The sequence below is a fragment of the Phenylobacterium sp. genome (assembly GCF_036963605.1).
Classification (GTDB): Bacteria; Pseudomonadota; Alphaproteobacteria; order Caulobacterales; family Caulobacteraceae; genus Phenylobacterium.
The window spans coordinates 15,179-32,507 of the sequence record NZ_JBALUY010000038.1 but is presented as its reverse complement, the minus strand read 5'-3'; the positions used below and the strand labels follow the sequence as shown (position 1 = coordinate 32,507).

General features: G+C 69.5%; 17 protein-coding genes. 9 read left to right on the top strand and 8 right to left on the bottom strand.

Annotation, left to right across the window (positions count from 1 at the left end):
• Positions 1-298: UDP binding domain-containing protein (locus V7702_RS09090; protein ID WP_335649796.1), on the top strand; the 298-nt coding region annotated here is incomplete at its 5' end.
• A 12-nt stretch (positions 299-310) separates the two neighbouring features.
• On the opposite strand, the gene V7702_RS09085 is transcribed toward V7702_RS09090, so the two are convergent.
• Both V7702_RS09085 and glmM read right to left on the bottom strand, forming a co-directional pair.
• Positions 311-478, bottom strand: coding sequence for a hypothetical protein (locus tag V7702_RS09085; protein WP_335649795.1), 168 nt, complete (start codon positions 476-478; stop codon positions 311-313).
• Positions 479-593: 115 nt separating this feature from the next.
• The gene (glmM, locus tag V7702_RS09080) at positions 594-1,946 is read right to left on the bottom strand and encodes a phosphoglucosamine mutase (RefSeq protein ID WP_335649794.1); all 1,353 of its coding nucleotides are present in this window, start codon (positions 1,944-1,946) and stop codon (positions 594-596) included.
• A gap of 125 nt (positions 1,947-2,071) precedes the next feature.
• On the opposite strand from glmM, the gene glmS reads away from it, so the two are divergent.
• The 3 genes from glmS (at position 2,072) to V7702_RS09065 (ending at position 5,732) form a co-directional block, all read left to right on the top strand.
• Entirely contained in the window at positions 2,072-3,892 is a 1,821-nt protein-coding gene (gene glmS / locus V7702_RS09075; protein ID WP_335649793.1) for a glutamine--fructose-6-phosphate transaminase (isomerizing), read from the top strand.
• Positions 3,893-4,069: 177 nt separating this feature from the next.
• Positions 4,070-5,233, top strand: a complete 1,164-nt coding sequence (locus V7702_RS09070) for an MFS transporter (RefSeq protein WP_335649792.1) — start codon at positions 4,070-4,072, stop codon at positions 5,231-5,233.
• Between the two features lie 115 nt (positions 5,234-5,348).
• Positions 5,349-5,732, top strand: coding sequence for a response regulator (locus V7702_RS09065; protein ID WP_335649791.1), 384 nt, complete (start codon positions 5,349-5,351; stop codon positions 5,730-5,732).
• Here V7702_RS09065 and V7702_RS09060 read toward each other — a convergent pair.
• Positions 5,729-7,615: a BCCT family transporter gene (locus tag V7702_RS09060; RefSeq protein WP_335649790.1), complete on the bottom strand. Its 1,887-nt coding sequence runs from the start codon at positions 7,613-7,615 to the stop codon at positions 5,729-5,731. The genes V7702_RS09065 and V7702_RS09060 overlap by 4 nt on opposite strands.
• Before the next feature lie 114 nt (positions 7,616-7,729).
• The gene (locus tag V7702_RS09055; protein WP_335649789.1) at positions 7,730-8,290 is read right to left on the bottom strand and encodes an HNH endonuclease; all 561 of its coding nucleotides are present in this window, start codon (positions 8,288-8,290) and stop codon (positions 7,730-7,732) included.
• A 584-nt stretch (positions 8,291-8,874) separates the two neighbouring features.
• Between V7702_RS09055 and V7702_RS09050 the strand changes: the two genes are divergently transcribed.
• The 3 genes from V7702_RS09050 to V7702_RS09040 are packed head-to-tail and all read left to right on the top strand — an operon-like array spanning position 8,875 to position 11,283.
• A complete protein-coding gene (locus V7702_RS09050) occupies positions 8,875-9,504 on the top strand; it encodes a TetR/AcrR family transcriptional regulator (protein ID WP_335649788.1) in 630 nt (209 codons plus the stop codon).
• A gap of 10 nt (positions 9,505-9,514) precedes the next feature.
• The gene (gluQRS, locus tag V7702_RS09045; protein ID WP_335649787.1) at positions 9,515-10,366 is read left to right on the top strand and encodes a tRNA glutamyl-Q(34) synthetase GluQRS; all 852 of its coding nucleotides are present in this window, start codon (positions 9,515-9,517) and stop codon (positions 10,364-10,366) included.
• Complete coding sequence (locus V7702_RS09040) at positions 10,363-11,283, top strand: DMT family transporter (RefSeq protein WP_335649786.1); 921 nt, start codon at positions 10,363-10,365, stop codon at positions 11,281-11,283. The genes gluQRS and V7702_RS09040 overlap by 4 nt, the downstream gene beginning before the upstream one ends.
• Here the strand turns inward: V7702_RS09040 and V7702_RS09035 are convergent.
• The 3 genes from V7702_RS09035 to bioF are packed head-to-tail and all read right to left on the bottom strand — an operon-like array spanning position 11,280 to position 14,542.
• Positions 11,280-12,701, bottom strand: coding sequence for a protein adenylyltransferase SelO (locus V7702_RS09035; RefSeq protein ID WP_335649785.1), 1,422 nt, complete (start codon positions 12,699-12,701; stop codon positions 11,280-11,282). The genes V7702_RS09040 and V7702_RS09035 overlap by 4 nt on opposite strands.
• 27 nt (positions 12,702-12,728) lie before the next feature.
• Entirely contained in the window at positions 12,729-13,388 is a 660-nt protein-coding gene (gene bioD, locus V7702_RS09030; RefSeq protein ID WP_335649784.1) for a dethiobiotin synthase, read from the bottom strand.
• A complete protein-coding gene (gene bioF, locus V7702_RS09025; RefSeq protein ID WP_335649783.1) occupies positions 13,388-14,542 on the bottom strand; it encodes an 8-amino-7-oxononanoate synthase in 1,155 nt (384 codons plus the stop codon). The genes bioD and bioF overlap by 1 nt, the downstream gene beginning before the upstream one ends.
• Before the next feature lie 64 nt (positions 14,543-14,606).
• On the opposite strand from bioF, the gene V7702_RS09020 reads away from it, so the two are divergent.
• Both V7702_RS09020 and V7702_RS09015 read left to right on the top strand, forming a co-directional pair.
• Complete coding sequence (locus V7702_RS09020; RefSeq protein WP_335649782.1) at positions 14,607-15,875, top strand: adenosylmethionine--8-amino-7-oxononanoate transaminase; 1,269 nt, start codon at positions 14,607-14,609, stop codon at positions 15,873-15,875.
• Positions 15,876-15,885: 10 nt separating this feature from the next.
• Entirely contained in the window at positions 15,886-16,293 is a 408-nt protein-coding gene (locus V7702_RS09015) for a globin (protein WP_335649781.1), read from the top strand.
• A gap of 3 nt (positions 16,294-16,296) precedes the next feature.
• On the opposite strand, the gene V7702_RS09010 is transcribed toward V7702_RS09015, so the two are convergent.
• Positions 16,297-17,232: an alpha/beta hydrolase gene (locus tag V7702_RS09010; protein WP_335649780.1), complete on the bottom strand. Its 936-nt coding sequence runs from the start codon at positions 17,230-17,232 to the stop codon at positions 16,297-16,299.
• Positions 17,233-17,329 lie beyond the last annotated feature (97 nt).

Below are 17,329 nucleotides of genomic sequence, written 5' to 3'. Positions count from 1 at the left end.
GGACATCATCCCGGCCCTGCAGGCAGCCGGCGCGACGATCAGCGCCTTCGATCCCGAGGGCGAGACCGAGGCGCGGCGCCTGCTGCAGGATGTGGACTTCGCCTCAGACCCCTATGCCGCAGCCATGGGCGCGGACGCGGTGGTGATCATCACCGAATGGGACCAGTTCCGGGCGCTCGACCTCGACCGGCTCAAGGCCGACATGGCCGCGCCGGTGCTGGTCGATCTGCGCAACATCTACCGGCCTGACGACGTGCGTCGCCAGGGATTTGAGTACACCAGCGTCGGGCGGCTATAGGGCGGTTCGCCCTCAGCCGGCCCCGACCATCAGGGTCATGAGCTGCTGAACGATCCAGACAGCGCCGACCCAGAAGGCGATGGAAATGGCGGCGACAAAGGCCATGCAGGCGATGGACGCCGGAGCGCCTCGGCCTGCGTGCCCTTGCCTGCGGCCCGCGAGCGCGGGGTTCCGAGACATGCATTTCTCCCAGTCGTGTCTTTGCCTCCACGCCGGTCGAGCGGCGTGAACATTACGAAACTGACATAATGCTTGGGTCTTGGATAGGGTTTCTGACGCCTTGCCGGAAACCGCCTCAGGCGGCGGCTTGACGCACCACGCCGGCCAGTTCGTGGACGATCTCGAAGATCAGCTTCTCGTCGTCCCCTTCGGCCATGATCCGAATCAGCGGCTCGGTGCCCGACGCTCGGACCAGCAACCGGCCCGACCCATTCAGCCGCCGCTCGGCCAGGGCGATGGCCCCCTTCACATTCTCGCTCTCAAGGGGTTTGCCGCCGCCGAAGCGCACATTTTCGAGCAGCTGCGGCACCGGCTCGAACTGGCGGGCCAGGGCGCTCATCGGCTTGTCGGCCTCCTTCAGCACCGCCAGCACCTGCAGCGCGGCCAGCAGCCCATCGCCGGTGGTGGAGAAGTCCGACAGGATGACGTGGCCCGACTGCTCGCCGCCGAGGTTGAAGCCCCCTTCGCGCATCCGCATCATCACCGCCCGGTCGCCCACCGCAGTGCGTTCGAGCTTCAGCCCCTTCCCGCCCAGGAACCGCTCCAGGCCGAGATTTGACATGACGGTGGCGACCACGCCGCCGCCGGTCAGGCGGTCGCGCTGCGCCCAATGGGCGGCGATCAGGGCCATGATCTGGTCGCCATCGACCACCCGGCCGTTTTCGTCGCAGATCACCAGGCGGTCGGCGTCCCCGTCCAGGGCGATGCCGATGTCGGCCCGGTACTCCTTGACCATCTTGGCCATGGCCTCGGGATGGGTCGAACCGCATTCGCTGTTGATGTTGAAGCCGTTGGGCTCGACCCCCAGGCGCATGACCTCCGCGCCCAGTTCATAGAGGGCGGTGGGCGCCACCTTGTAGGCCGCGCCATTGGCGCAATCGATGACGATCCGCAGGCCGCTCAGGCTCAGACGGCGGGGGAAGGTCGCCTTGGCGATCTCCACATAGCGCGCCTGGGCGTCGTCCACCCGGGCCACGCGGCCCAGGGTGTCCGGCGCCGCCAGGCGCTCCTGGAGCCCCTCGTCCATCAGGGCCTCGATCTCCAGCTCCCGGGCGTCGGAGAGCTTGAAGCCGTCGGGCCCAAACAGCTTGATGCCGTTGTCGGAATAGGTGTTGTGCGAGGCGCTGATCATCACCCCCAGATCGGCGCGCATGGACCGCGTCATCATCGCGACGCCGGGCGTCGGAATCGGTCCCAGCAGGCGGACATCCATGCCGACGCTGGCGAACCCCGCCACGAGGGCCGGCTCGATCATGTAGCCTGACAGCCGGGTGTCCTTGCCAATCACCACCAGGTGGCGTCGCTCGTCCTGCGACATGAACACCTTGCCGGCGGCCATGCCGACGCGCAGGGCGACCTCGGCGGTCATGGGATGGCGGTTGGCCTCCCCCCGGATGCCGTCGGTTCCAAAATAGGCGCGCTTGGTCATGGTCGGACTCACGAAACGATCGGAAACCCAGATTTAGTCGACGTCGCGTTTGCGAATGCTAAAGGCGGCGCGGGGCCAGACATTAGTCGCGTCGGCGGCGTCCGACAAAAAGTGAGGTTAAGGCCATGTGCGGCATCATTGGCATCGTCGGCAAGACCCCCGTCCAGGACCGTCTGGTCGAGAGCCTGCTGCGGCTGGAGTACAGGGGCTATGATTCGGCCGGCGTGGCCGGCGTGACGGCGCCAGGCGTGGTCGAGCGCCGACGGGCCAAGGGCAAGATCCGCGCCCTGCAGGACGTGCTGATGGACGACGCCCTGACAGCGCAGGTCGGCATCGGCCACACCCGCTGGGCCACCCACGGCGCGCCGGCCGAGCACAACGCCCACCCCCACACCGCCGGCCGGGTGACCCTGGTCCACAATGGCATCATCGAGAACTTCGCCGAACTTCGCCGCGAGCTCGAGGCCCAGGGCCGCGTTTTCGAGAGCGAGACCGACACCGAGACCATCGCCCACCTGCTGGACGCCTATCTGCAGTCGGGACTGGCGCCGCTGGAGGCGCTCAAGGCGACCCTTGATCGTCTGAGCGGCGCCTTCGCCCTGGCCGTGCTGATCGCCGGCGAAGACGACATGATCCTGGGCGCCCGCCGCGGCAGCCCCCTGGTGGTCGGCTATGGGGACGGCGAGATGTATCTGGGCTCCGACGCCCTGGCCGTCGGCCCTTTCACCAACCGCATCGCCTATCTGGAAGAGGGCGACTATGTGCGGATCGACCACGCCCAGGCCCAGATCTTCGACGCCGCCGGCCAGCCGGTGCTCCGCAACATCAAGCAGGTGGCCCGGGCCGCCGCCCTGGTGGAGCGCGGCAACTATCGGCACTTCATGGAGAAGGAAATCCATGACCAGCCCGACGCCACCCAGCACACCCTGTCGGCCTATATCGATCCGGTGACCGGGCGGGCGACCGCGCCGGGCGGCTTCGACTTCAAGACCGCCGAGCGGCTGCAGATCATCGCCTGCGGCACCTCCAACTATGCCGGCCAGATCGCCCGCTACGCCTTCGAGCGCCTGGCGCGCCTGCCCACCGATGTCGAGGTCGCCTCGGAGTTCCGCTATCGCGAACCGCCGCTGGGCGCCCGGACCCTGGCCCTTGGGGTCTCCCAGTCCGGAGAGACCGCCGACACCCTGGCGGCCATGCGCTGGTGCAAGGGACAGGGCCTTTCCACGGCGGCCATGGTCAATGTGCCGGAGTCCAGCATGGCGCGGGAGGCCGATCTGCTCTGGCCCACCCATGCCGGACCCGAGATCGGGGTGGCCTCCACCAAGGCCTTCACCAGCCAGGTGGCGGCCCTGACGGCGCTGGCCATCGCCGCCGCCGCCGCCCGCGGCCAGATCGACGCCGCCGAAGAGGCCCGGCTGTCCAAGCACCTGCTGGAGGCGCCGCGCCTGATCGCCGAATCGATCGGCGTGGAAGAGGCGATCCGCGCCCTGGCGCCGGAACTGGCCAAGGCCCGGGACGTCCTCTATTTCGGCCGCGGCGCCATGTTCCCGCTGGCCCTGGAAGGGGCGCTGAAGCTCAAGGAAATCAGCTATATCCACGCCGAGGGCTATGCCGCCGGCGAGCTGAAGCATGGCCCCATCGCCCTCATCGACGAGGCGACGCCGGTGATCGTCATCGCCCCCAGCGACGAGCTGTTCGAAAAGACCATGTCCAATATGAGCGAGGTGGCCGCCCGCGGCGGCCCGATCGTGCTGATCACCGACGAAAAGGGCGCCGCCCACGCCCCGGCCGGCGCCCGGGTGATCATCGCCCCGGCCTGCGACCCGCTGATCGCGCCGCTGGTCATGTCGGCCCCGATCCAGCTGCTGGCCTATCATGTGGCCGTGCAGAAGGGCGCCGACGTGGATCAGCCGCGCAACCTGGCCAAGTCGGTGACCGTCGAATAGGGGCGGAGCCCCCCTGCTCCTGGCGCCGCCCTCAGAAATCCTGAGATTGACCGCCGGGGGCTCAGCGCTACTGATCGAGCGGCAAGCGGCGCCAGACCGCTCCTGGAGAGGATAAGCCATGCGGTCCAGCCCCCTTCGCCGCCGCGCCCGTGGCGCCGGCCTGCTGGATCGTCGCCGTTGAACCTCCGCGTCTTTGTCCTGGCGCTGTCGACCTTCGCCTTCGGGTCAGGCGCCTTCATCTTCGCCGGCCTGCTGGAGCCCATGGCCGCCGACCTCGGCGTCTCGGTGGGTGCGGTCGGGCAGCTCCAGACCGTCTATGTGCTGACCTCGGCCCTGGCCGGGCCGCCGCTGGCCTTCCTGGTCGGCCGGTTCGAGCGCAAGCGGGTGCTGCTCCTCGCCCTCTCAGCGGCCGTGCTGCTCAACCTCGCATGCCTGCTGACGGCGGAATTCGGCGCCCTGCTGGTGCTTCGCGCCATCCTGGGGGCCATCGGCGCCATGGCCGGCCCTGCGGCCTCGGCCGCCGCCAGCGCCCTGGTCCCGCCGGAGCGCCGGGGCTCGGCCCTGGCCATCGTCATGGGCGGCATGACCGTCGCCTTCCTGATGGGCATTCCCCTGGGCAGCGTCGTGGGCTCGGCCTTCGGCTGGCGGTCCACCTTCCTGCTGTCGGCCGGCCTCAGCGCCCTGGCCCTGGCGGCGATCGCCCTGTTCGTTCCCAAGGTGTCGCCCCCCGGCCCCGGCGTCGGCCAGGGCCTGCGGGGCGCCGGCGTCCTGCCCCTGTTCATCTCCACCTTCCTGGCCTTCGGGGCCAATATGACCATCACCACCTACATCGCCCCGATCCTGCGGTTGCAGATCGAGGTGACGGGCGCCGGCGTGGCCGCCTTCCAGATGCTGGTCGGGGTGGGCAGTTTCCTCGGCCTCACCATCGGCGGCCGCGCCGCCGACAAGGGCGCCGGCGGGATGAGCGTCACCCTCGGATTCCTCGGCCTGGCCGTCGCAGCGGCGCTTCACAGCCTGGAGCTGGCCCGCGCCGGGGTCCCGGGCCTCGGCGCCTACGCCATTGTCGGCCTGGCGGTGCTGACCGGCTCCACGGCCCTGTTCTCCATCCTGCCGGTCATCCAGACCCGGCTGATCCAGCGGGCCCCGGCCTCCGCCCCCCTCGCCCTCGCCTTCAATGCGTCCTCAGCCTCCCTGGGCCAGGCCTTTGGCGCGGCGCTCGGTGGGACATTGCTGGTTCAGGGCGGCGCGCTTTCCGTCACCTTCGCCGGCGGCGCGGTAGCGCTGGCCGCTGTGATTTTCTGGCGCCTGACCCACAGAGCCGGCGCGCCCGCCGCCGGCTGAGGCCGCGACGTGACGTAAGGTCGCATAGCGCGCAGCGCTCGCTTCAGGGGCGAGAAAGGTGTGCGGCCGGGAGCGAAACCCCCTAGATACGGCTCAATTCTCTGGAGCCGATTTTATGACTGATCGACCGCTGTTACTTTTGGTCGACGATGACGTAACATTGTTACGAGTCACTTCCTCAATACTGGAGGTCGAGGGCTTCGACACTATTCTATCGGACACGGCCGCCCGCGCGATCGAGTTCCTCCAGCATCTTCCCGTAGCAGCGGTGATCGTCGATATTTTCATGCCGGATCAGGACGGGATGGAGACCATTGGCCAGATCCGCAGCCTTTGGCCAGACCTGCCGATCATCGCCATGTCGGGCGGCTGGCGCACCATCAGCCCCGAGACCATCCTGGAAACGGCCCAGGCCCTGGGCGCCCAGGCGGCCCTGAGCAAGCCCTTCGATCGTCCCACCCTGCTCGCCGTGGTTCGGGGGGTTCTGCCCCCAACCTAGGCCATCCGCCAGCGGCGCAGATGCTCGAGGACATCGGCGACCAGCTGCTCGCGCGTGAAGCCCGTCACATCGCGCGCACGACTGACATCGTCGGACCGCGCGACGAGACGCCATTCCATCGCCCGCCGCCGTTCCGGCGCGTCCAGCGCCGTCATGGCCGGACGAGGACGGTCATGCGCCGCCAGCTGATAGTGGAAGGGCCTCCCGGGACCTGGCGCGGTCAGTGTGATGGCGTCCTCGTCACGTCGAACCTCCGCGACCAGACCCTCGGCCGCCAGGCCCTCGCTGACGCTTTCCAGGGCGGGGACGGCGACACGGTCTATCTGGCGCTGAATGTCGCGACGGCTGGCCGGCGCCAGCAGCCGCTTCAGCTGCTCGGCCAGGGGCGGTCCCTCAGTGTCGACGTCCCGCCCCGCGACATCGGCGTTCATCTGCCGCGCCAGACCGACAGACAGCAGGATCATGATCACCGTGAAGGGCAGCGCCGCCACCAGGGTAGCCGCTTGCAGCGCACCCAGGCCGCCCGCCAGGAGCAGCAGGGCCGCGACCAGGCCCAGCAACAGGCACCAATAGACCCGCTGCCAGCGCGGCGTATCGTCGGCGCCGCCTGAGGCCAGGGTGTCGATCACCAGGGAGCCGGAGTCCGCCGAGGTGATGAAGAAGACCGCCACCAGCACCACTGCGATGGTGGAGGTGACAGCCGCCCCCGGGAGTTCGGCGAAGAACCGGAACAGGGCCGTCGACAGGTCCTCGGTCACCGCCGCCGAGATCGCCCCGGCCGCCGTCCCCATGTCCAGGCTGATGGCGGTGTTGCCGAAGATGGTCATCCACAGGAAGGTGAAACCGGCCGGAACCAGCAGCACGTTGAGGATGAACTGGCGCACCGTGCGCCCCCGCGAGATCCGCGCAATGAACATCCCCACGAACGGCGACCAGGCGATCCACCAGGCCCAGTAGAACAGGGTCCAGTCGGCCATCCAGCCCCGCGGCTCATAGGCGTAGAGGGTGAAGGTGCGGATGAAGAAATGGTCGAGATAGAGGCCGAAATTCTGCACCAGGGCCTTCAGCAGGAAACCCGTAGGCCCTACCGCCAGCACGAACAGCATCAGCAGCACGGCCAGGATCAGGTTGAGCTCCGACAGGCGCCGCACCCCCTTGTCGAGCCCGGTCAGCACCGAAACTGTGGCGGCGGCCATGACGACGGCGATCAGCCCGCACTGGACCAGGGCCGTGTTGGGCAGCCCCACGAGGTAGTTGAGGCCGCTGTTGATCTGCGACACCCCGAACCCTAGGGAGGTCGCAATGCCGAAGACCGTCCCGCACACCGCGAAGATGTCCACGGCGTCGCCGATGGGACCGCTTGTGCGCTTGCCCAGCAGGGGCGACAGGCCTGAACGCAGGGTGAGCGGCAAACCCTTGCGGTGGGCGAAGAAGCCCAGGCTCAACCCCACCAGCGCATAGATGGCCCAGGCGTGCACGCCATAGTGGGTAAAGGTGATCACCATCGCCTCGCGGGCGGCTCCGAAGGTCCCCGGCTCGGCCTCCGGCGGGCTGACATAGTGCTGGATCGGCTCGGCGACGCCGAAATACATCAGGCCGATGCCCATGCCGGCCGCAAACAGCATGGCCAGCCATGAGGCGTAGGGGAAATCCGGCTCGCAGTCGTCGGGCCCGAGTTTCAGGCTCCCGGTCGGCCCCAGGGCCAGGAACAGGACCAGGCCCAGAAACCCCGCCACGGCGGCGACATAGAACCATCCAAAGGTGTCGATGACCCAGTCCTGGGACGACTGGAAAAAGCGGTCCGACTGATCCGGCGCGGCGACGGCCACCGCCAGCAGCGCGCCGATGATCAGGCTGGCGCCCCAGAAGACGCGCGGGTTCATTTGGGTGCGTAGAATGGTCCCGTCTCCTCTGAACCGGCAAGCTCGATCTGAAAGCGTCGCCATAGCGAACGCCCGGGACGCCAGGACGTTCACACGGCCCCGGCCCTGAGCGCTCTACGCCTCCAGCTCGATGTCCCAGTAGAGGTAGTCGAGCCAGCTCTGGTGGAGGAAGTTGGGGGGGAAGCGGCGGCCCCGCTCCTGAAGCTCGTAGGCCTGGGGACGGCGGGCGATCATCAGGGGGCGCATGCCGGCTTCTTCCGGGGTGCGGCCGCCCTTGGCCAGGTTGCAGGGGGCGCAGGCGGTGACGATGTTTTCCCAGCTGGTGCGACCGCCCCGCGACCGGGGAACCACGTGGTCGAAGGTCAGGTCCTCGCCCGACCGGCAGTACTGGCAGGCGAAGCCGTCGCGCAGGAAGAGATTGAAACGGGTGAAGGCCGGGGGCCGGTCCTGCGTCACATAGTGCTTCAGCGAAACGACGCTGGGCAGGCGCATGGAGAAGGAGGGGGAGCGGATCACATGGTCATAGGTGGAGACCACATCGACACGGTCGAGGAAGACCGCCTTGATCACCTCCTGCCAGGGCCAGACCGACAGGGGATAGTAGCTGAGGGGCCGATAGTCGGCGTTGAGCACCAGGGCCGGCCAGCCCGAGGGGGGATGGGCGATCACCTGCATCGCCGGCGCTCCCGGCGGGGGGGCCCATGGGGCCGGCTGTCAAAGGCACAGAGACTGAAGACGAAGCTCCTCTCTTGCATTCAGCATCAGGCTCGATCTCGCCTGATCGATCAATCATAGGCTCGATTCTATGACGGCTCCATGGCGTGTCGCCACGGCGCGCCCGCAAAAAAAGAGGGAGCACGTGAAGGCTCCCTCGAGGCGACAGACTGGGAGAAACGCGCCCTGGAGCCTGATGCGATCAGACGGACCCGTCTGATCGTTTGAATCAGGCTCTACACTCGAAGTCCTGAGCGCGTTCTGTTCCGATAACCGGTTCCCACTTATCGGAACGCGCTCTAGGCGAGGAAGCCGAGCAGCGCGGCGGCCAGGGTCAGGCTGAGGACCACGAACAGGGCCGGAGTCAGGCGGTCGAAGACGCGTTCGGCGGCCGACAGGGAAGCGAGAGACATGACACACACCTTTGAGTTGGAGCCTCGGGGGAGCGAGGCGATCTGTTATTTGAACAGCGCTAAGATAGGCGGCATCTGAACGTTGTCAAGATGATCTTTACGGCGATCAGATAGCGACCTACACTCTGGGTGATGAAAGAGTCCGAAGCCGCCGATCCGCGCCCCTATCACCATGGCGACCTGCGCCGCGCCCTGGTGGAGGCGGCGGTGCGGCTGGTGGAGGCCGACGGCCCTGGCGCCATGTCCCTGCGGGCCGTGGCGCGGGAGGCGGGGGTCAGCCCCGCGGCGCCCTATCACCACTTCAAGGACAAGAGCGAATTGCTCGACGCTGTGGCCCATGAGGGCTGGGAGAAGCTCGACCTCGCCTTTCAGGCGGCCCGCGACGCCCAGACCTCGCCCCCCGACCGGGTCCGCGAGCTTGGGGTCGCCTATGTCCGGTTCGCCATCGCCCATCCAGCCCTCTACCGCGTGATGTACGACTGCTCGCGGGACAAGGCCGACATGCCCGCCCACGTGCATGAGAATGAGGAAAGCGCCTATCGGCGGGTCAGGGACGTGCTGGTCTCGGCCGGCGCCGACCCGACCGACGAGGTCGGGCTGGAACTGGCCACCATCGCCTGCTGGTGCGCCGCCCACGGCCTGGCCGAAATGACCAGTTTCAAGCAGTTCAACGCCCTGAAGGCCGAACTTGGCGGCGAGGACGCCTTCCTTCGCGGGGTGCTCGGCCATGTGGGGGTGTTCGCCAAGGGCCTGCAGCGCTAGAGCCCTTGGGGTGAGTGCGCCCTTCGTCACCCGTTTCGCCCCGTCTCCCACGGGCTTTCTACATCGCGGCCATGCCTTCTCGGCGCTGTGCGCCTTCGCGGCCGCGCAAGCCGCGGGCGGCGACTTCCTGCTGCGCATCGAAGATATCGACGCCACCCGGGTGCGCGCCGAGTTCGAGGCCGCCATCTATGAGGACCTGAGGTGGCTCGGCCTCTCCTGGCGCCAGCCGGTGCGTCGGCAATCGGAGCACCTCGCCGATTACGAGGCGGCCCTGGACCATCTCGCCGCCGAGGGCCTCGTCTATCGCTGCTTCCGCACCCGCAGGGAGGTGGCCCAGGCCATGGCCAGCGCCCCCCACGGCGCCATGGACACCTTCCGCAGCGCGCCATTGCCGAAAGCCGAGGAGGCCGCCCGTCTGGCCCGGGGGGAGCCCTTCGCCTGGCGCCTCTCGCTGGAGGCGGCGCAGGGCCGGCTAGGCGGGTTCGAGAGCCTGACCTTCCGGGAGGAGGGCCTTGGCCCAAACGGCGAAACAGGCCTGATCCAGGCGCGGCCTGAACTGGGCGGCGACGTGGTCCTGGCGCGCAAGGATGTCGGCGTGGCCTATCATCTGGCCGTCGTTTGCGACGACGCCCTGCAGGGGATCACCCACGTCATCCGCGGCGGCGACCTGTTCGAGGCCGCCCACGTCCAGCGTCTGCTGCAGGCCCTGCTGGACCTGCCCACGCCGGTCTATCGTCATCACAGGCTACTGGCGGGTCCTGACGGCAAGCGCTACGCCAAGCGCGACAAGGCCGAGACCCTGCGCGCGCTGCGCGAGGCCGGCATGACGCCCGAGCGACTACGCCAGGAGATGGGCCTTTGAGCGACACGCCAACCGCCTCGGGCGGCCGGGCCCTGGCGGTGCTGATCTTCGGCGCCGCCGTCATCGGCTTCGTGCCCATCCTCGTTCGGCTCTCGGACACGGGCTCGGCCGCGGCCGGCTTCTGGCGGCTGGCCTTCGCCCTGCCCCTGCTCGCCCTGCTGGCCCAGCGCGGCGGAACCGGCCAGGGCGGCGGGCTGGGCCGCCTTCCCTCCAGGCTGGCCATGATCGCTGGCCTCATGTTCGCCCTCGATCTGGGCTTCTGGCACTACGGGATCGCGCTGACCTCGGTGGCCAACGCCACCGTCCTGACCAACCTGACCCCGGTAGTGGTCACCGCCGTCGCCTGGATCTTCCTGGCCCAGAAGCCTCGCATGCTCTTCCTGGTCGCCGTCGGCCTGGCCATCGGCGGAGCGGGCCTGATGGCGGCGGCCAAGGGCGGCGCGCCGGGCGTCTCGCCGGCCTGGGGCAATGCGGCCGCGGCCCTGACCGCCCTCTGGTACGCCTTCTACTTCCTGGCCGTCAGCGCCGCACGCCGCACCGAGGCGGCCACCCGCATCATGTTCTGGTCGAGCCTGACGGGCGCGCCCCTACTGCTGGTCGCAGCCTTGGCGCTCGGCGAACCGATCCTGCCCGCCAGCCTCGGGGGATGGGCGGCCTGCGCAGGCCTCGGCGTCCTGCACGTGGCGGGCCAGGGCGCCATCGCCTGGGCGTTGGGCCGACTGCCCCCGGCGACCGCTTCGGTCGTGGTTCTCATCCAGCCCCTGGTGGCGGCCATCGCCGGCTGGCTGCTGTTTTCCGAAGCGCTTGGGCCGGTCCAGGCCCTGGGCGGCGTGATCACCCTGGCCGGCGTCGCGCTCGCCCAATGGAGCGCCCGGCCGCCCCGGGCGCCGGCGGCCAATGCGCCCAAGCCGATCTAGTCCTCGCTGAGCCCATAGGCCTGGCGGGCGGTTTCGATGGCCGCCAGCTTGGCGTCGAAGGCGCTCCAGTCGTCGGTCTGGTCGATCCGCGCCCAGATGGCCTCGATCTCTTCGTAGATCAGCTCCTGCGGTTCGGGGGCGGCGAAATAGGCGCGGCTCACGGCCTCGGGATCGACCGGCTCGTAGTGGGCGAGTTGCGCCCTGAACTCGGCGAACGGCGCCTGGCCATAGAGGTCGCCCCGCACGCCGGCCAGGGCGCGGGTCTCGTCGCCGCCGAACCAGTCGAAGAAGAAGGGCTCCCACCGCAGGGCCTCCCCGCCGCCGGCCAGGGCCTGAAACGCCGCCTGGGCGAGCGCGGCGTCGACCTCGGCGCCGCGGCCGCGCACCCCCAGCCGCCGCCGCATGGCCCGGGCGAGTTCGGCCCGATAGGCGCCGGCGAAGATGTTGAGCGCCGCCACAAGGGACTCCTCTTCGCCCACCAGGCTGAAGCAGCCCGCCAGTTGGCGCAGGTTCCAGAACACCGCCTCGGCCTGGCGTCCGAAGCTGTACAGCCCGGTCTGGTCGAAATAGGCGGCCACGAAGTTGGGATCGTTGCGCGGCAGGAAGCGGTAGGGGCCGTAGTCGAAACTCTCGCCGGTGATGTTCATATTGTCGGTGTTGAGCACCCCATGGACGAAGCCCGCCGCCATCCAGGCCGCCGTCAGCCGCGCCATGCGCCCGGTCACCGCCTCCAGCAGGGCCGCGGGCCGATCCTGCGCCCCCTCCAGCGCCGGATAGTAGTTGGCGATCACGTGATCGATCAGCGCGGCGATCCGCTCCGGCTGCTCCTCAAAGGCGTGGCGCTGGAAGGTCCCGAAGCGGATGTGGCTGTGCGACAGCCGCGTCAGGACGGCGCCGCGGGTCGGGCTGGGCTCGTCATTGCGCTCCAGGGCCTCGCCGGTCTCGATCAGCGAGAAGGACCGCGAAGTCGGCACACCCAGGGCCTCCAGCAGGGCTGTGGCCAGCACCTCGCGCACGCCCCCCTTCAGGGTCAGGCGACCGTCGCCGAACCGCGACCAGGGGGTCTGGCCCGAACCCTTGGTGCCCAGGTCCAGCAGCCGACCCGTGCCGGCCTCGCGCATCTGGGCGAAGAGGAAGCCCCGGCCGTCGCCCAGTTCGGGGTTGTAGGTGCGAAACTGGTGGCCGTGATAGCGCATGGCCAAGGGCGGCTTCAGATTGTCCGGCAGGGGCGCAAACCGGCCGAAATGGGCGATCCATTCGGCGTCCGTCAGCCCCGCCAGACCCACCGTCGTCGCGGCCCGGTCGTTGCGGTAGCGCAGCAGGGTCTGGGGAAAGTCGGCCGCCGTGACGGGATCGGCGAAGTCCGGCCCCAGGGCGTCGAACTGCGGATCGGGCTGGTAGGCGGGCGAGATCGGCATGGTCGGCTCCCATCGGCGGATCGAGGTTCAGAGCAGCTCGGACGCCCAGTCCTGGCCCCCGCGGGGCGCGGCGATGACGCGGGCCCCGGAGGAGAAGCGTCTCACATCGGCGAGGGTTTCGGCGAAGTCCGGCGCGGCCGGGTCGGCGTCCTGGCTGATCACCAGGGCCGCCACCTTCAATCCTCGCGCCCGCAGCACCTCGGCGGCGGTCAGGGTGTGGCTGATCGCCCCCAGATAGGATCCCCCCACCAGCACGACCGGCAGACCGAGCGCCACCATCAGGTCGAGATTGGTGGCGTCCTCGCTGATCGGCGACATCACCCCGCCAGCGCCTTCGATCAGCATCAGGTCGGCATGGGCCTGGGCGCGGGCCTGGTCGCAGAGGGTGATCAGGGTCTCCAGACGCAGGCTCTGGCCTTCGCGCCGGGCGGCCATGGGCGGCGACAGGGCGGCGGCAAAGCGCAGGGGCGACATGGCCTGGAGGTTGGCCTGGGTCAGGGGCCGGCCCAGGGCCGCCAGCAGACGGCCTGGATCGCTGTCGCCCCAGTCGGCGGGATCGAGGCCGCTGACCGCCGGCTTGAAGGCTTCGACCGACAGGCCCCGCGCCCGGGCCGCGGCGATAAGGGCGCAGGCCACATAGGTCTTGCCCACATCGGTGTGGGCGCCGGCGACGAACAGGGCGCGCATCAGGCGGTCTCCATCAGGGCGCCGACGGCCTCGGCCAGGCGGTCGATGTCGCCGTCGTCGTGGGCGGCGGTGAAGGCCAGCCGCAGGCGGGCGGTCCCGGCCGGCACGGTGGGCGGACGGATGGCCACGGCCAGGAAGCCCTGCGCCTCGAGCACCTGCATGGCGGCGAGCGTGCGGGCCGCATCCCCCAGCACCACCGGCACGATGGGGCTCTGGGCGTCCGGCAGGCCAAGGGCTGTGGTGAACTGGCGAGCCTTGGCCAGCGGCCGGGCGGTGAGCCCGGCGTCGCTGGCGATGATGTCCAGGGCCGCGAGCGCTGCGCCGGCGCTGGCCGGCGGCAGGCCGGTGGAATAGACGAAGGTCCGCGCCCGGGTGCGCAGCAGATCGACGACGGGCGCGCTGGCGCAGACATAGGCCCCATAGCCGCCGACCGCCTTGGAGAAGGTCCCCATGGCCAGGTCGATCTTCGCGTCCGGAAACAGGGCCGCGGTTCCACGCCCCTGCCCGACCACCCCAAGCCCATGGGCGTCGTCCACCAGCAGCCAAGCGTCATGGCGACGGGCCAGATCGCTGATCGCGTCCAGCGGCGCGATGTCGCCGTCCATGGAGAAGACCCCGTCGGTGGCAATCAGGGCGTGGCGCAGGCCGGTGCGCTCGGCCGCAAGCTTCGCCGCAAGATCGGCCGTGTCGTTATGGGCTAAGGGGATGATCTTCGCCCCCGACAGCTGCGCGCCGGCCCAGATGCAGGCATGGGCCAGCTCATCGACGAACACCCCGTCGCCGGAACCGACCACCGTGGGGATCAGGCCGGCATTGGCCAGATAGCCGGAGCCGAAGACGCAGGCGGCCTCCGTCCCCTTGAATTCGGCCAGCCGCGCCTCGAGCGCCCCCAGCATCGGATGATCGCCGGTCACCAGCCGCGAGGCCCCGGCCCCGGCGCCATAGTCATGGGCGGCCGCCGACGCCGCCTCGACCACCGCCGGATGGTGCGACAGGTTCAGATAGTCGTTGCAGGAAAAGGACAGCAGGCGCCGGCCGTCCCGCTCCACCCACAGGCCATCCAGGCGATGGGTCGCCGTCAGCCGGCGGCGCAGTTGGGCGTCGTCCAGGTCGGCCAGCTTGGCGGCGGCGAAGGCGGAGAGGGTGTCGGTCACGCCGCGCGGTATGCACGAGGCCGCGCCCACGTTAAAGCGCCCTTCCTTGGCGAAGGAGGCCCCCATGACCGACTGGCTCGAACGCGGCGCCCCCCATGTGTGGCGGCCCTACTGCCAGATGAAGACCGCGCCTGCGCCCCTGGCCGTCGCCCGGACGCAAGGCGCGCGCATCATCCTGGAGGACGGGCGTGAGCTGGTGGACGGGATCGCCAGCTGGTGGACCGCCTGCCACGGCTACAATCATCCCCACATCGCCAAGGCGGTTTCCGACCAGCTGGCCCGCGCGCCCCATGTGATGTTCGGGGGCCTGGCCCATGCGCCGGCCTATGATCTGGCGAGGCGGCTGGCGGCGATGCTGCCGGGGGATCTCGACCACGTCTTCTTCGCCGAAAGCGGTTCGGTGTCGGTGGAGATCGCCATGAAGATGGCGATCCAGTTCTGGATCAATCGCGGCGTTTCGGGCCGCTCCAAGTTCGTCAGCTTCCTCGGCGGCTATCACGGCGACACCCTGGCCACCATGACCATCTGCGACCCGGAAGAGGGGATGCACAGCCTGTTCTCCGGGGTGATGCCGAGCCAGCACGTGGTCGCCCTGCCCCGCGACGCGGAGACCGAAGCCGCCCTCGACGCCCTGCTGGCCGAGAAGGGCCACGAGATCGCCGCCCTGATCGTCGAGCCCCGCATCCAAGGCGCCGGCGGCATGCTGGTCCATGACGACGAGGTGCTGCGTCGCCTGCGAGCGCTGGCCGACCGCCATGAGGTGCTGCTGATCTTCGACGAGATCTTCACCGGCTTTGGCCGCACCGGCGACCTGTTCGCCTGCCAGGGCGCGGGCGTGACGCCGGACATCATCACGCTTTCCAAGGCGCTGACCGGCGGCACGCTGCCCCTGTCGGCCGCCGTGGCCAGCCGCCGGGTCTTCGAGGCCTTCTGGTCGGACGATGCGGGCGCTGCCCTGATGCACGGGCCGACCTATATGGCCAATCCCCTAGCCTGCGCGGCGGCGGACGCCTCCCTCGACCTCTTCGAGGCTGGTGGCTGGAAGGCCGATGTGGCGCGGATCGAGGCCGCCTTGAGGTCGGGCCTGGAGCCCTGTCGTCAAGCCAAGGGGGTGGTCGATGTCCGCACCCTGGGCGCCATCGGGGTGGTGGAGTTCGAGGCGGCGGTGGACGCCAGCGACCTCTGCCAGCGGTTCGCCGAGCTGGGCTGCTGGATCCGCCCCATGGGCAAGGTGGTCTATCTGACCCCGCCCTTCGTCACGACAGACGAGGAATTGGGCCGTCTGACCGGCGCGATCAGAAGCGTGCTGGGCGCACCGGCCGCCGCAGGCTAGGCTCCTGGCCATGGACGCCCAGGCCATTCTCGATAGCCTCGACCTCGTCGCAGAGCGCAGCGAAGACCCGGCGCCGCAGGTCTATGAGCGCCTGTTCGCGCGCTATCCCGAGACGGAGGCCCTGTTCATCGGCGACAAGCGCGGCGCAGCCCGGGGCCAGATGCTGCGCCAGGCCATCGACACCCTGCTGGACTATCTGGGCCCCAACGCCTTCGCCGCCAACTTCCTGCGGGCCGAGCTGCGCAATCATGACGACATCGGCGTGCCGGCCGAGATCTTCCCGGCCTTCTACCAGGCCATGGCCGAGGCCTTCGCCGACATCGCCGGCGAGGCCTGGACGCCGGCCATGCAGGCCTCCTGGGATGAGCTCACGGCCGAGGTCGAACAGATCGTCCAGGCGCCCGCCCAGACGATCTGAACCTCAGGCCAGGGCCGCCTTGAGCGAGGCCGCCGTGGCCTTGGCCGCCTCGCCCACGGCGGGCGAGACGTCGGCCATGATGTAGAAGTCGTGGATCAGGTTGGGATACTCGACGTGCTCGACCTTGACGCCGGCCGCCCTCAGGCGCTCGGCATGGTCGCGACCCTCGTCCTTCAGCGGATCGAAGCCTGCGGTGACCACCAGGGCCGGCGGCAGGCCCGCACAATCGACCTTGCCCAGCATGGCCCGGTGGGACTGCGGGTGGCCGATGGCCGCCAGGCATTTGTCGAACCAGGCGATGGCCTGCTTGGTCAGCAGCGGGCCGTCCAGGGCCTGGCGGGACGCCGTCTCCTTTTCCGGCCAGATGCCCGGATAGAGCAGCAGCTGGAAGGCCAGCCGGCGCTTGGGATCATCTCTCAGATCGGCGGCCACCGAGGCGGCGAGGTTGCCGCCGGCCGAATCTCCGCCCACGGCGATGCGGACCGGATCGAAGCCGATTTCCGCGGCATGGTCGAAGGCCCAGCGGGTGGCGGCCAGCGCGTCGTCATGGCTGGCGGGAAAGGGGTTTTCCGGCGCCAGGCGGTAGTCCACCGACAGCACCCGGACGCCGGCCAGGGCCGCCATCCGCCGGCAGTGGCCGTCATGGCTCTCCAGGTCGCCGATCACGAAGCCACCGCCATGGAAATAGACCAGGCCGCCGGTGGTCGAAGGCGCGCCGGCCGGGGTGTAGAGTCTGGCCGGGATCTCGCCCGCCGCCCCATCGACCTTCAGGTCGCGAGCGACCACATCCTTGGGCGCATTCTGGTCGGCGGCCTGGCGCTGCATGCGGTAGCCGGCGCGGACCATGTCCGGCGGCAGGGCGTCCAGGGGCGGAGCGGCCTGGCCCTCGGCGGCCTTGGCCTGGGCGTCCAGCATGGCCTGGAAGTGGGGATCCATCATCGGCGTCATCCTCCTGGGGTCGTCTTTTGGGAGCGTCTCTTGGGGCGTCGCGCTCTTGCCGGCGCGATCACGAAAACGGCCCCCGACATCGCCGGGG